At 37.0% G+C, this 15,122-nt stretch carries 11 protein-coding genes; 4 read left to right on the top strand and 7 right to left on the bottom strand.

Going from position 1 to position 15,122, the window contains the following annotated elements:
• Positions 1-33 precede the first annotated feature (33 nt).
• The gene (locus ACRRVD_RS00055; protein WP_432461153.1) at positions 34-2,067 is read right to left on the bottom strand and encodes a hypothetical protein; all 2,034 of its coding nucleotides are present in this window, start codon (positions 2,065-2,067) and stop codon (positions 34-36) included.
• A gap of 327 nt (positions 2,068-2,394) precedes the next feature.
• Here ACRRVD_RS00055 and ACRRVD_RS00050 point away from each other — a divergent pair, with 327 nt between their 5' ends.
• The 3 genes from ACRRVD_RS00050 (at position 2,395) to ACRRVD_RS00040 (ending at position 7,507) form a co-directional block, all read left to right on the top strand.
• Complete coding sequence (locus ACRRVD_RS00050) at positions 2,395-4,989, top strand: ATP-dependent Clp protease ATP-binding subunit (protein ID WP_432461152.1); 2,595 nt, start codon at positions 2,395-2,397, stop codon at positions 4,987-4,989.
• A gap of 111 nt (positions 4,990-5,100) precedes the next feature.
• Entirely contained in the window at positions 5,101-6,270 is a 1,170-nt protein-coding gene (locus ACRRVD_RS00045; protein WP_432461151.1) for an alpha/beta hydrolase, read from the top strand.
• Positions 6,271-6,865: 595 nt separating this feature from the next.
• Complete coding sequence (locus ACRRVD_RS00040) at positions 6,866-7,507, top strand: hypothetical protein (protein ID WP_432461150.1); 642 nt, start codon at positions 6,866-6,868, stop codon at positions 7,505-7,507.
• Between the two features lie 84 nt (positions 7,508-7,591).
• Here ACRRVD_RS00040 and hflX read toward each other — a convergent pair whose 3' ends face one another.
• The 6 genes from hflX to ACRRVD_RS00010 all read right to left on the bottom strand — a co-directional run bounded on the left by hflX (position 7,592) and on the right by ACRRVD_RS00010 (position 13,795).
• On the bottom strand, positions 7,592-8,827 hold the full coding sequence (gene hflX / locus ACRRVD_RS00035; protein ID WP_432461149.1) for a GTPase HflX: 1,236 nt from the start codon (positions 8,825-8,827) through the stop codon (positions 7,592-7,594).
• A 66-nt stretch (positions 8,828-8,893) separates the two neighbouring features.
• Positions 8,894-10,447, bottom strand: a complete 1,554-nt coding sequence (gene gpmI, locus ACRRVD_RS00030; RefSeq protein ID WP_432461148.1) for a 2,3-bisphosphoglycerate-independent phosphoglycerate mutase — start codon at positions 10,445-10,447, stop codon at positions 8,894-8,896.
• A gap of 231 nt (positions 10,448-10,678) precedes the next feature.
• Complete coding sequence (locus tag ACRRVD_RS00025) at positions 10,679-11,392, bottom strand: pseudouridine synthase (RefSeq protein WP_432461147.1); 714 nt, start codon at positions 11,390-11,392, stop codon at positions 10,679-10,681.
• Positions 11,393-11,452: 60 nt separating this feature from the next.
• On the bottom strand, positions 11,453-11,818 hold the full coding sequence (locus tag ACRRVD_RS00020; RefSeq protein ID WP_432461146.1) for a TraR/DksA family transcriptional regulator: 366 nt from the start codon (positions 11,816-11,818) through the stop codon (positions 11,453-11,455).
• 96 nt (positions 11,819-11,914) lie between these two features.
• Positions 11,915-12,664 (bottom strand): zinc ribbon domain-containing protein, encoded by a 750-nt coding sequence (locus ACRRVD_RS00015; RefSeq protein ID WP_432461144.1) that lies wholly within the window; start codon positions 12,662-12,664, stop codon positions 11,915-11,917.
• Between the two features lie 3 nt (positions 12,665-12,667).
• On the bottom strand, positions 12,668-13,795 hold the full coding sequence (locus tag ACRRVD_RS00010) for a Nif3-like dinuclear metal center hexameric protein (protein WP_432461143.1): 1,128 nt from the start codon (positions 13,793-13,795) through the stop codon (positions 12,668-12,670).
• Between the two features lie 141 nt (positions 13,796-13,936).
• Between ACRRVD_RS00010 and lpxK the strand changes: the two genes are divergently transcribed.
• Entirely contained in the window at positions 13,937-14,986 is a 1,050-nt protein-coding gene (lpxK, locus tag ACRRVD_RS00005) for a tetraacyldisaccharide 4'-kinase (protein ID WP_432461142.1), read from the top strand.
• The last annotated feature ends 136 nt before the right edge of the window (positions 14,987-15,122 follow it).

Below are 15,122 nucleotides of genomic sequence, written 5' to 3'. Positions count from 1 at the left end.
CCGCTTACCTAAAGTTTTAGATAGTATACTGGGTCAAAAGTTTATTAGAATTTGGATGGAGCCATTGTGCTTACTTCTAGTAGGTAAACATTTATGTACTGATTCTGTTTTATTTATATTATCAAATACATATATAAAAGTATATTGCATCTCTAGCCGAACTACGTCGATCGGCCTCCAACAAACCAACCAAGTAATAGCCATACCATGGCCACAATAGGAACGAAATTGTGTACCACTATATAATGGATTAGGGAGATAAAAATATAATCTAGTACTATAGCTTTGTGTTTTAAATAAAACGGATTTACAAGTAAATTGCCATTTATTTCTTTTCCATTTTTGTCTACTAGATAGCGCATAGCCATGATGGGGGTTTCCTAAAAAAGTATAATGGATATATTGTACTTCCAAGTTGCTCCACCAATAATCGGTAAGCTTGTGGTCTACCCTACATTTAAAACTATTTTGGATCGCTCGCTGAACTTCTATGCCACCTGATCGATCTGCTCCTTTAGGCTTATTGCGCGGATGGTGATATAGCTTATGCTGTACCAGTAATATAGTTGAGCGATTCAATACATAATTAGAACGCATGGTAAAACAATGGCCGATACTGACTACTTTTAGCTGTGGTTTAGGACATAATATGGTAAAAAAGTGACTGCTTGTTGTTAGTTTCCAGCTAGATAGAGGGGTAAACTGCAAACAGACATACCCCCCTTTTTCATTTCCGTGGTCTGTACTATAATGTTTAAAAGCATTGCCATACGGCGTGTACCATCTTTTCCCATAGTAATATACTGTACCAGACAGATCTATATAACGGGAAAAACTTATAATACATCCTATAATCAATGCTTTTGACTTTTTAGACCCAATTGCATTTGGAAAACTAAACCCTAGCTCTCCGAATCCTATCCAGTTTTTCCATAGCAAACGATAGAATACACTAAGCCCAAGTTGGTTTTGCAATAAATAGGAAACAGTTGCTTCGTCTTTTAGCACAACCGGTATATCGTAATGGTTATAAAGCAGATTCATTCCCACCTCTGTTTGATTCCTATGACACTGCTTCCGTATGGTGCATCCAAGGACCTGTTCATTTACCATACCTTTTTTTGCTAAGTTATAGGTGGTATCATACTTACCGATGCAGTCTATCCGATGGGTATAACCCTTCTGTTGGCCATTTAACTGTAGGGCAGCATCTAAGTTATGGTTGCTATAGAATCCCGTTAACTCCATAACGCCTACATCGGATGTGATGGCTACCCCCCGTAATCCAACACGTCTAATGCCCTTATAGGGACGAATGCCGATATGATTAGAACGAATGACCGAACTGATCGCATCTCCTTTGTGGGTATAGCCTGCACTTAATAACAAACCCTGTCCATGTCCTATTTGGTAATCACCAACTACCATTCGTTTTATATACTTTTTATGCTTTACCATTACAAAGATGGACCATAGATTAAATCCATAGCGATAGGTAGCATGATCCCAACAAAAAGATTCCCCTGCTTGTTTTCTAGCGGTGATACCCCATGTTATATCGTTTTGATGATCAAATAAAAATTGAACAGTATAGCTATCTAAATTGCCTAAGGTTGAAGACTGGTTAAAATCCCTTGAGCGCAATGCAGGCATATAACGAAATAAAAAATAGTTGGATTTGCTTGTACTGCTTTTCAAGCAATGATAGGGTAAATGGTACGTTTCTGCTACATAAACAAAAGGCAATAGCAAAGCTATAGTCACTAAATCAAAATCAGGAATGGCCTGTAGTTCATATTTGGAATACAATGGACCTGTAATCGCTAGATGGGTAAAATAATTTTTTATTTGATTTTTAGATAAAATACCTAATGCATCCAATGATGCTTCTGTTGCCTTATTTAAGTCTAATGGGGCAGCATAGGCTTCTTGAAGCCTTTCTTTGATGGATTCAAAATCTGCTTCTTCCGTAAAATTTTGACGCTGGTAGATTGCATTTACATAATCATCAAAAGCAACCAAATGGCGTAATGATGAAGAAAAAGCTATAGAACCGTTATGAACCAATAGAATAAAAAAAAATAAAGTATCTACGCATGCTTTAAATTTTTGACTATGGAGAAAAAATTAATTGCTCTGCATATGCCTTACCACAGCAATAATTTTAGAGGAAATTAGGGAAAAATCTGCAGGATACAAACGGTTGTAGAATAGGCTGTCTATCTATCTCATACACTTTCCATAGACAGATGCAAAACGTTGCATCTGTAGTATAGTGGTTACTTTGTACCATCAAATGTTATCCAGTATAGATAGATCAATAGTCTGAACCCTTTTACAAAAAAATGCTATATTTAACAGCAAAGCGTTAAATAATGATAAATAACAAACATTATGGACCCTAGAAAATATACTATTAAAGCGCAAGAAGCGATACAAAGCGCTATAGCAGTAGCGGAAAAAAACCAACAACTTACGATCGAAAATGGTCACTTACTGAAGGCCATTTTAATCAGCAATGAAACACATGTTACCTTTCTTACCAAGCAACTTCAAGTTGCCTTAACGCCTTTAGAAGAAGCATTAGATAAACTCATCCAAACCTATCCAAAAGCATCTGGTCAGCAGCCTTATTTATCACCCAATATGGATGTTACCTTTCGTGAAGCAGAAAGTTACAAGAAAAAATTAGGCGATGACTTTGTAGCAGTAGACCATTTACTTTTAAGTCTTTGTTCGGGTAAAGATCAAACGGCAACATTAATGAAAAAGCACGGCATAGCAGAAGCTCCGTTGCTACAAGCGATTCAAGCCTTACGGGGTACCCATAAGGTTACCGACCCTAGTGCAGAGTCTAAGTATAGATCATTGGAACGTTACGCAAAAAACTTAAATCAATTGGTTAAAGAAGGCAAAATAGATCCAGTGATTGGGCGTGATGAAGAATCTCGAAGAACGGTACAAATTATTTCACGTAGAACGAAAAGTAATCCTCTATTGATTGGAGAGCCAGGTGTAGGTAAAACAGCTATTGTAGAAGGATTGGCGCAAAGAATTGTAGCTGGTGACGTCCCTGAAAATATCAAATCTAAGATTATTTTTGCATTAGACCTAGGTCTTTTGATTGCTGGCGCCAAATACAAAGGCGAGTTTGAAGAACGGCTTAAAGCTGTCATTAAAGAAGTCGTGGATTCCGACGGGGAGTTTATTCTTTTTATCGATGAAATCCACATGCTTATTGGGGCAGGTGCCTCTGGAGAAGGGGCCATGGATGCAGCGAATCTACTTAAACCAGCGCTTGCGCGTGGGGAACTACATGCTATTGGTGCCACTACGCTAAAGGAATACCAAAAGTATATAGAGAAAGACAAAGCGCTAGAAAGAAGGTTTCAAGTCGTAATGGTAGACGAACCCAGCCAAGAACATGCAGTTTCTATTATACGAGGCATAAAGCCCAAATATGAGCTCCATCATGGTGTGCACATTAAAGACAATGCAGTGATCGGAACTGTGCGCCTATCTGACCGTTATTTACCAGGTTTTCTGCCTGATAAAGCGATAGATGTAATGGATGAAGCAGCTGCTAAAAAGCGGATTGATTTGGATGCTGTTCCTGTAGACTTAGACCAGATACAACGAAAAATTACGGAATTAGAAATTGAAAGAGAGGCAATTCGAAAAGAAAAAGACACTGCAAAGTTAGAAGAATTGTCTAAAAGCATTGAGGAGCTAAATGAAAAAAAGCAAACCCTCAAAGCAAAATGGGAAAATGATAAGTCTATTGTGGAGGGTGTCCGTACGCAGAAAAAACAAATTGAACAGCTGCGTTTGGATGCTGAACAAGCTGAGCGAAATTTTGACTATGGTAAGGTTGCAGAAATTCGATATGGAAAGCTTATAGAAGCAGAAAAAAAACTCAAAACTTTACAAGAAAAGATAGAAGCACTTCGTGAGACTAGCCCACTTTTTAAAGAAGAAGTCACGCAAGAGGATATTGCTGAAATTATAGCGCAAAGGACCGGTATTCCTGTTTCTAAAATGCTACAAGATGAACGCGAAAAACTACTACAGTTAGAGGCTGTCCTAGCCCAAAGCGTCGCCGGTCAAGTAGAAGCTATTCAGGTCATTGCTGAAGCAGTACGTAGAAGCCGTGCTGAATTACAAGATCCTCGTAAGCCTATTGGTTCTTTTATTTTTTTAGGTACTACTGGTGTAGGTAAAACTGAACTGGCTAAAGCACTGGCACAATTTTTATTCAACGATGAGCAGGCTATGATTCGTATAGATATGTCAGAATACCAGGAAAAACATGCAGTTAGTCGGTTGATTGGTGCGCCACCAGGCTACATAGGATACGATGAAGGAGGGCAACTTACAGAAGCGGTACGTACCAAACCCTACTCCGTAGTTTTATTGGATGAAATAGAAAAAGCACATCCCGATGTCTTTAATATTCTATTGCAAGTATTGGATGATGGTAGACTAACGGATAATAAGGGAAGAACGGCAAATTTTAGAAATACCATTATCATTATGACCAGTAATGTAGGTGCACATCTTATTCAAAGTGCGTTTGCTGGTATTGAAGATTTGCCTTCTAAAGAAAGCTTGGAAGAGACCAAGACAGCGGTCCTACAATTGCTGCAAACCCAAATGCGTCCAGAGTTTTTAAATCGTATCGATGAAATCATCATGTTTAATCCCCTTTCTAAAGGGATTATTAAGGATGTAGTCCATATTCAGGTAGAGAAGCTTAAAGCAGACCTACAAAAGAATGGCATAGTCATTCAGATGGATGAGCCACTTATAGACTACCTAGCAGAAGAAGGATATAGCTTGCAGTTTGGTGCAAGACCGCTAAAACGATTGATGCAGCGCATTATACTTAATGGTTTATCTAAAGCATTACTATCTGGAAAAGTGACCAAAGACCAGCCCATTCTTGTTTGTTACCAGAAAGAATCCGTAGTATTCTCAAATACTACCTAAATAATACTGCAATTCGATAAGAAGATTTGGGAAAATTTATTTAAATGACTTAATATATTGGTGGGTTGGGTCTAAACCAATCCATCACCTAAGTCATTTTTGATGCAAGCTATGCTAACATACCCTATCAAAAAATACCTTTATTGGATGGTAGCTTACACATTGGCTAGCTGTCAGCAACAGCATCGAATGGAAATGAGGAGCTGTTCAACCAAACAAAGACAACCCAATCTAAATTCTGCTACAACCGAGCGGAATGATTCCGCAATAATACCGCCTTTGCCTAAATTTATCCTGGTATTGTTACATGGTCTTAACATGGATTCCTCTGAAAATGATAAGATAAAGGAAGCAGCAGCCGAAGCATTTAAAGAAGATATTTTAATCATTCAGCCAAAATGTAGAGAAGGGCTAAAATCGGCCTATCTATCCATTGAGACGCAAAGCAAACAAGTTGCTGAAGAAATAAAAAAAACAGTACGTAATACCTATCCGCAATATGATGAAGAAGCACTTCAGGATTTACAGATCAGTATATTTGGCTATAGCCAGGGTGGTTTAGTGGGGTGTATATTGGCAGCCAACCATAGCAACGATTTTAACATTACCGCTGTAATTACTGCGCATGCACCACTGTATGGCACAGAAGCACTTGACAATAACGTAGCTGATGTAAAGGCGTTTACAACAAAGGCAAAACCAGGATTAAATGCTATAGGCCATCCAGACAGTTCACAAGTCAATATGCAGCTAGCCGCTTGGTTACTTAACGGGTTTTGTATCAATAAATTTACTAAATTTTTCTTCAAAGGGTTAAGCGATATGCGTAGCGATAGTACATGCATTGCACGTATCAAAAAATTCATACGTGAAAATAAGAATGACAAAGAAAACCACGAAATTCCTATACTCCTTATAGGCGGTTACCTTTCTAATCTGTCTGAACATTTTGATTATGAATCAGCCTATGAGAACCAAGTACAGGAACTAAATCAACACTATGCATTATTGGCTACTAAACAGAAAGATGGAGCACATGATATTTTACTCTCCATAAAAAGTCAACTATGTAGAGGATCTAGCTTTGAGAATATTGCCGATTCTGGTAATGATCCTGTTTATGCAAACAATGTAGCAACCTATGTTGCTAAGGAGCAACTCCATTGTTGGAATCTGATGGTAATTTTATCTGATTACAAAGTGCAATATGGCAAAACGCTGTTTCAAAACAAAGACGCTATAGCCTTGATAACAGAATTTTTAAGTAAACACAGATTTTGAGGAAATGGTTACGTAATGGCCATCAGATCCGCAATGGACAAAGTCTATTTAATCCAACAAGCACATACCAAGCTGATTATATCATGTTTATTATTATTATCAGATAGGTACTTATAACACTATTCGCTTATATGTGCAAAAAATAGAGTCAATCCATCTAGTTTAGATCATAGTAGCACCCTTTGCCGTTTTGCTTTTACATTCCGTGTGTACGCACACACCCAGATGAACCTAAAACCGCTTGCAGGAAATGATTGCACCAAACAAAATTTGGGAAAGCATAATCTTTATCATGCAACCAAACCTGTAGAACAGCGGACTAAAATCTCTCCTACAATCTATAGATCAACAAGGCAGCCCGCAAATGTTTCAGTGGATAAACTTGAAATTAATCCGGTGTCACAAAGATTTCCTACTGTCTTCCTATCATTATCATATGGATTATAGGTCTAAACGTGTGTAAATTGGCTTGTTACCTTAGGGAAACTGTCTGTATAATCTCAGACTGAATATACTAAGTGGAAGGCCATTCATTTTACCCTTACATGCGACCCACTAAGTGGGTACACCGCTACTTGAGCGCACCCGTAAGGATATGCAGCAATTTATATCCGATGCAGTAGCTGGATTGCAGCTTATAGATTATCCACTAGCTAGAATCAAAAGGATCAGCATGATAGCAGCATGGGTATACACACTTGCTCGTCTAAGCTGGGCGCCTGTAAATGGTTTAAAAGATATAGCCCCCAATAGCAGATGTCTAAAAAGCATATATATGTTTTTACAAGACAACGTTGACATACCTTGTTTACTGATCGGTACCTATCAGAATGATTTGCTATCCTTATTCAACACCGATATCAAAACAGACAAGGATCAGGAGGCAATAGCCCAATTAAATGACGCCTACACACTATTTGTTAGTGGTAAAAAAGGGACAAAACATGATACTTTGATTCCACTAGCTAGTCAATTATGGAAGGAAGAAAATGTACATACCCTAATACCCTTAGATACAAAAAATTTAGAGCATAAATACCTACCTATAGTTGGGTCCAACCATCCCCCAATAAAAAGAAAAATCTATAAAGGGCTACTTCATGCCAGAAACTTAATTGCTATAGATCCTGATTTATTTGTAAACCACGGTGAAACAGTTCTTTATGCGCACTCAATATTAACCGATTTAATCCAGTATATTAAAGGCTTGGTACAAAACGCTGGAGAAAATTCCTGAAGAAATGATCAGCTAGCCATATGGATTGTATTTTTATAAGGGATAAAATCGATCTATAGCTAAAATTTAAGAGAAGAAAAAGGCTTATTCAATATCAACCACAGAGCCAATAGAGCTAGCTTTTATATATTTTCTTGCTTGAATTTGCTCTATTTGTTTTGTGATCGTTTCCTTTAAAAGATCTATATGTAGCTGTTTCGTGGCAGATATAAAAACGGCAGGATAACCATCAACAGTATGACTATATAATCCTGTTCTGAGCGCAACTTCTATTGGTGTATCCATTGCTTGCGTAACCCTTAGTATAACTTTCTTACTTTGGGACATCATGTCCATCTTATTGAATACTAAAATTCTTGGTAGGTGTGCTGCACCTATTTCTGCTAGGGTTTGATCAACTATATGTATTTGCTCTTGAAAACCATCATGTGATCCATCTACTATATGCAACAGTAAATCAGCTTCTTTAATTTCTTCTAATGTAGACTTAAAACACTCCACCAGCGTGTGGGGTAGTTTACGAATAAATCCGACTGTATCAGTTAGTAAAAAAAAGTTCTGATTTAATACTACCTTACGTACAGTAGCGTCGACTGTAGCAAATAATTTATCGTCCGTTAAGACATCCGACTTAGATAATAACTTCATTAAAGTAGATTTTCCTACATTTGTATACCCTACCAATGCCACCCGAACCAAATCAATACGCGCCTTTCGTCTGGTAGTACATTGTTGCGCAATAGTGGCCAATTTTTTACGCAATTGGGTAATTTTATATTGAATCATTCTTTTATCCGTTTCTAATTCTTTTTCGCCAGGGCCACGCATACCTGCACTACCTCCTTTCTGATTGGTAAGGTGGGTCCACATTCTGGTAAGTCTTGGTAATAAATATTGATGGTATGCCAATGCGACTTGTGTTCTAGCTTGTTTGGTTTGGGCACGCATGGAAAATATATTAAAGATCAACAAACTTCTATCTAATATCTGACAAGATAGTAATCTTTCTAGATTGCGTAGTTGTGACGGCGTAAGCGCATCATCAAAAATAGCGAACCTAACCTTTTCTGCTTTTATAAAAGCAGCTATTTCTTTTACTTTACCCTTACCTACAAAAGTAGCACGATTTGGATGCTCTAACCTTTGCATAAAATTTTTAACAATTTTTAATCCGGAAGTACCTGCCAAAAAGGCCAATTCTGTAAGGTATGATTCTGTTTTAGCTAGAGGCTGATGGAATGTAACAAGCGTTATTAAAATGGCTGTTTGGGCGCTCTCATTGGCTACTAGGTTAGATGGATTAGACCTATCTGTGTACATAAATGACTAGATGATTTATAAAAAAACAAAATATACCATTATAGTAATGGTACTACTGCATCTGTTTCACACAACCCATTGAAGTAAATTTTTTCCACTCATTTCTTTAGATGGTGATAACCCTAATAAGGACAACAAGGTTGGCGCTACATCGGCTAATGTGCCAGCGTTAGCTAGTTTAGCTGGCTTACCAACGTAAATCAATGGAACAGCTGCGATGGTATGGGCAGTATGGGGCTGTTGTATTTTGGGATCATACATACATTCTGCATTACCATGATCAGCTGTAATAATCGCTTCACCCCCCTTCTGCTTTAATGCAGCAATAATTTTAGCAAGACATTTATCAACAATTGTAATACCTGCTTCTGTAGCCAATTGATTACCTGTATGACCCAACATATCAGGACTTGCAAAGTTGCAAATAATGACATCATAAACCTTTTGTTCAATGGCTCGAACCATTTGATCGGTAATTTCTACCATACGCATCTCAGGCACTAGATCATAGGTAGCTACCTTTTTAGAAGGAATAAGTAGACGGCTTTCATTGGGAAAAGGGCGTTCAACGCCTCCATTAAAAAAGAAAGTCACATGGGCATATTTTTCTGTTTCTGCTATACGCAACTGCGTTAAACCGGCTTTTTCCAGACAAGCCCCTAAGCCATTTTGTATAGATAAAGGGGGAAAAGCTATGCGACTAGGAATATCAGCTGCGTATGATGTCAATGAAACAAAATCAGCTAAATGAGGATAAATTGTACGTTTAAAGTTTGAAAAATTAGGATCCACTAAAGCACGACTAAGTTGCCTTACACGATCTGATCTAAAATTCATAAAAAAAACAACATCTCCCGAATCAATCGTTATAGGTGGCCTATCTAATGGACAAATACAAGTAGGCTGTACAAATTCATCTGTTTCACCGCGCGCATAAGCTGCTTCTAAACCGCTTAAAGGGGTTGAAGCATTATAGGCTGCTTGACCTGTTACGATACAATTATAAGCAGCTTCCGTACGCTCCCAACGATGGTCTCGATCCATTCCATAATATCGGCCAGTAAGCGAAGCAATTTGACCTATCCCTATTTGTTTACATTGCATTTGCAAATGTTGGATGGAAGTTACGCCACTAATAGGTGGTGTATCACGTCCATCCAGCATAACATGAATATAGCAGTTTTGCACAGCCATTTTTCCACACAACGCTAACAAAGCGTATATATGTTTTTCATGGCTGTGGACCCCACCAGCTGATAAAAGTCCTACTATATGAACAGATGCCCCACTATTATTTGCCTTAGTTAAGGCAGATAAAAATACTTTGTTGGTAAAAAAATCGCCTGTTTCAATCGCTTTATTCAAACGTGTCAAATCTTGGTCTAGGACACGACCTGTGCCAATGGTCAAATGACCCACTTCGGAATTACCTACTTGACCTTCTGGTAGTCCTACTGAAGCACCAGACGCATCCAATAATGTATGGGGATAGGCCTCCATTAAATAATCCCAATATGGCGTTTTTGCACCTGCAATAGCATTATAACGAACTTCTGTTGAATGGCCCCAACCATCAAGTATCAATAATATAATGGGTTTGGGTGGTTTAAATGTGCGCATAGAGCTAGAAAAAAACGAAACCGTTTTATGAAGAGAGGCTTTCGCTCAGGTGAAAATATTTCTATTGAACCGTACAGAATTGGATAGCATGCCACTGTAGTTTATGACAAAACGATAGCTTACAACTAAGATGGCAACATGCAAATTCTAACGCTCCTATATATAAGCAAGGCTAAAGATAACATCAATATAGTGCATTTATAGCGCTAAACTTTAAAACAAGTGACTTATCTATACCAAACTTTTAAGTTTAAACAGCTCTTTATCCTGCAAAAAGATCCACTTGCCACGAGGTATATGCTGTTTAGTAAGATGGGCATAACCTACCCTATCTAATTGATAGACCAAATAACCTAAATGGCTAAAAATTCTTCTAATAATGCGATTTTTACCCATATGAATGGCTATACCTATTTGAGTTGGATCTGCTTCTACTATAGAGACTTGATCTACTTTGACAAAGCCATCTTCTAGTAAAAGGCCTTGTTGAACGGCACGTAAATCCTCAACTTGTATCGCCCTATTCAATACTACATGATAAAACTTCTTAACTTTACTGGCAGGATGCGACAACTTCCAGGCCAAATCTCCGTCATTGGTTAGGAGTAATAGCCCTGTAGTATCATAATCTAGCCGACCAACGGGATAGATGCGTTCGGCACAATACCGTTTACTAATCAGATCTAAAACTTTCCTTCGACCTTCAGGATCTTGTAGTGTAGTAACATATCCCCTTGGTTTATTCAAAAGTATATACTTTAGTTTTTCTGGACGCAAAGGAATACCTTTGTACGTAACTACTGCATCAATTGGTATTTTTATACCTAACTGCTGTACAACTGCACCATTAACCGTTACATCACCTGACTTAATGCGTTGATCTGCCTCCCTTCTTGCACAAAGACCAGCATTACTAATAAATTTGTTTAACCGTATTAAAGACACTGCAGAAGAGCTATATAGAAAAACTGTCCATAGAGCATGATAAAACGTACAACCTAAGGATTATTTTTTTGCATTTAATTTTGCGTCCACTGCATACATGGTATGAGGGACTACCTTTAAACGTTCTTTGTCTATAACTTTACCTGTTAAAACACAAACACCATAGGTACCACTTTTAATGCGTTGAATAGCAAGTTCAATTTGTTTTATAAACTTTTGCTGACGCTCAGCCAATTGACCTACATTTTCTGTCTCTATCACCTCTGCATTTTCTTCAAATGGTTTACCAGCAACCTCTAGGCCCGCTTCTTGTCGACTCAAAACTTTCTCCAATACTTGGAGTTCATGGTTGGCTTTTTCTAATTTTTCTAAAAGAATCTTTTCAAAAAACCTTAACTCCTCAGGTGAATATAATTCTTCTGCCATAAATTTTTGATCTTAATGGTCCCAACCTAAAATAACAAGTTTAATTGTTTTTGTTACATTACAGCACCTCAGTAATGTAGAATGCGCACTTATGGCTTAGCCAACGAATAATAATGCATCAACAGGCTGTTCCAAAGCAATTAACATTCTACCACAATGTTCACAAAGTACTATTTTATTCCGGTCATAGACACCTATTTTTTGTTGAGGAGGAATCACTATACAACATCCCCCACACGCCCCTTTTTTAATAGGGACTACTGCCAAATTATTAGGTACATTTTTTCTAATCCTTTCATAGGTAAGATACAAAGGGTCACCTAGAACAACTATAATTTCTTTTCGTGTCTGAAGCAATGCTTGCTCTTCCCTTTCACTTGCTTTTAAAATTATTTTAAGTTCTTCTTTTTTCAAAACTAAATCAGATTTTTTTGATTCTAAAAGTTTCGAAAAATCTTCTAAATTAGCTTGGTGTTGCTCTATGTTTCCATAAGCATTACGTAGAAATTTTTCTGCAAGTTGCATATCCAATCTATGCAAGTCAAGTTCTTTGGTAATGGCGTCATATTCTCTATTATTTCTCACTTCCATTTGCTGCGCTTCATACTGCTGGAGCTTTTTTTCAACTTGCTTGATAAATGCCTTTTTATGTACTACCTCCTCTTTTAGTTTACTCAAAAGTGATGCACGCTCTTCTATAGTTGCACACAATGCCTCTATCTGTGCTTCTAATTCAGATACCTCTTCTGGAAGGGTACCTCTAAGCTTCAAAATATTATTAAGATTTGTATCAACATCCTGAATCTCAGACAATTTTTTTAATTTAATTGCAATATTTTTATCCATTAGCTAATCGTTAATGTGGTGAATAGGATTGGTAATAGTCTTAGAGCGTAGTATTGCAATATTATTAAATTCTTTTGATAATAATGCAAGTATCAATTTTTTAAGACCCAATCGAGTCGCATGATGACCTATGTCAATCAGTAATGTTTTACCATTGGCTTCTAAAAATTGTTCATATTGTAGGCCGGTTGTAATAAAGGCATCTATTTTTTTGTTAAGTACTTCTTGTAATAACCCACTACCACTGCCCGCATAAACCGCCACTGTTTTAATAGGCCGGTCAAAATAACTTGTATGTTGAAGATAGGATAAATTCAACTTTGTTTTAATATACTTTAAAAAATATTTATCTGGTAACTCTATAGGCAAACTACCCAATACGCCACTCCCTCTATTGTTTACAATTACTTCTACCTGCTCTAAATAATAGGTGACCTTTTTATAAGGATGAACATTAAGTAAAGTTTGCATAATTCTTTCTTTACAAAACATAGGTACCATAAAAGTAAGCTGGCTTTCTTGTAAAAATTCTAATCCTGACTGAGCAGGAAAATAGGATACAGCTTCTACTCCTAGTACAGGGTGATCATTAACCGCAACAGCGGTTAGCTGTTCAGTAGCCAATACAGCTCCTACTTGGCATAAAGATTGAATTAAATGTTTCGCTGCATGGGGCAAGAGAAAGGTAGTAAGCCTATACATACTTACTTTCTGAAGAATGATGGGGTAGGTTTCTTGTAACTCAATTAAATGGGCGATTCGATGGCTAGCTCCCTGACCGAGATGGTCTAAATTAGTACTAAAAATATAAATAGTAAGTTTATACTTTATGGCTTTAATAATACATCCCCCAGCATAACTTTCTGGGGTAATTTTAGCCAATGGTTGGGTAAAAAAAGACTGATTTACTATTATAAAATTACACTTATTTTCAACAGCCTCATCCAATAACGCTTCCGTTATATCTAGGGCAATCAATATGCCCGTTACTATATTATCTGTATCACCAACTACAACACCAGACCTGGCCATACCATGCTGGCCTTGCAACTGCACGTTTTGCTTCAGGTAGTTTATCACATCAGATATGGTAACAGCAGTAGGGCTATATCTCGGTGCTTTTGTAGTCATTAAGGTGTTTAAATATATAATGCGAATCAATTAAAATTTAGTTAAAGAAGACTTTAATATAAGAAAAATACCCTTACTTGTGTAACACACATCCGTTGTAGGGTATTATAGTCCATCATTTCTATTAGTAATATATAATTTATGTTTTCACTATGGTTGCAGATAGTGCGTTGGGGGTATGGAAGAATGGTTGCACTACGTCATTTTTTATACAACAAAAAAATTAAAAAAACTTTTTTTTATAAAAAGCCCAAAGTGATCAGTATAGGCAATCTATCAGTAGGTGGTACCGGTAAAACACCTTTGACAATCTATTTGGTCAAATTGCTTGCTAAGTACCAAATCGTAGCGGTGCTTAGTAGAGGCTATAAGCGCAAATCGGTAGGCTTTAAAGTAATCAATGGACTAGACTCTGCTTTAACAGCAGGTGATGAGCCTTATCTTCTATATACATATTTTGTAGAGAACCCTAATGTGGTTATTGCAGTTTGCGAAAACAGAACCAAAGGGATAGACAAAATTATGGAATATAAGCCAGATATCGAAGTAATTCTTTTAGATGATGCTTTTCAACAGCTTTGCCTAATGCCCCACCTAAATATTTTACTGACTACTTTTCATCAACCTTTTTTTAGGGACCATCTACTACCATTGGGTGGATTACGTGAGCCACGTAAAGGCGCATCACGTGCTGATATAGTATTGGTAACCAAAAGTCCACAAAATCTTAGCCCATTAAAAATGGAAGCCATAAAAGCCTCTATACAACCATATTATACCAAAGCCATACCGATTTTTTTTACATATATCATCTACCATAATCCTATCATGATAGGTGATCAAAAAGCAGATAGATTGCCCATTGTGCTACTACTGGTTACTGGTATTGCAACCCCCCTACCCTTACGGAATTATTTAGAAACGAATGGACATAAGATTACACAGCTGATTTTTCCAGATCATCACTGGTTCACTTATGCTGATATATTAAAAATTATCAGTGTATTTAATGGATTAAGTCATACAGATAAAGCAATTGTTACAACAGAAAAAGATTATGTAAGATTTATAGCGCATGATTGGATCAAACCATTAGCCCAATTACCTATATTTTATATTCCTATAGAGATAGGATTTATGCAAGAAACAGAACAGATTTTTGAAAAAATTATTATAAAAACTATAGTATAGTGGACCGAAAAAACTGGACAGAAAATTAGATACTTTGTTTCGTATTGTATTAGTTTTATTGTTTCACAAACGAGTTTATGAAATGGGAAGAAAAAAGGTTAGAAAGTTTAGTTCAGTAGAGAAGACTAAAATAGTA

The sequence above is a fragment of the Candidatus Cardinium hertigii genome, from assembly GCF_050864915.1.
GTDB classification, from domain to species: domain Bacteria; phylum Bacteroidota; class Bacteroidia; order Cytophagales; family Amoebophilaceae; genus Cardinium; species Cardinium hertigii_D.
This window is presented reverse-complemented; position numbering and strand designations above follow the sequence as displayed.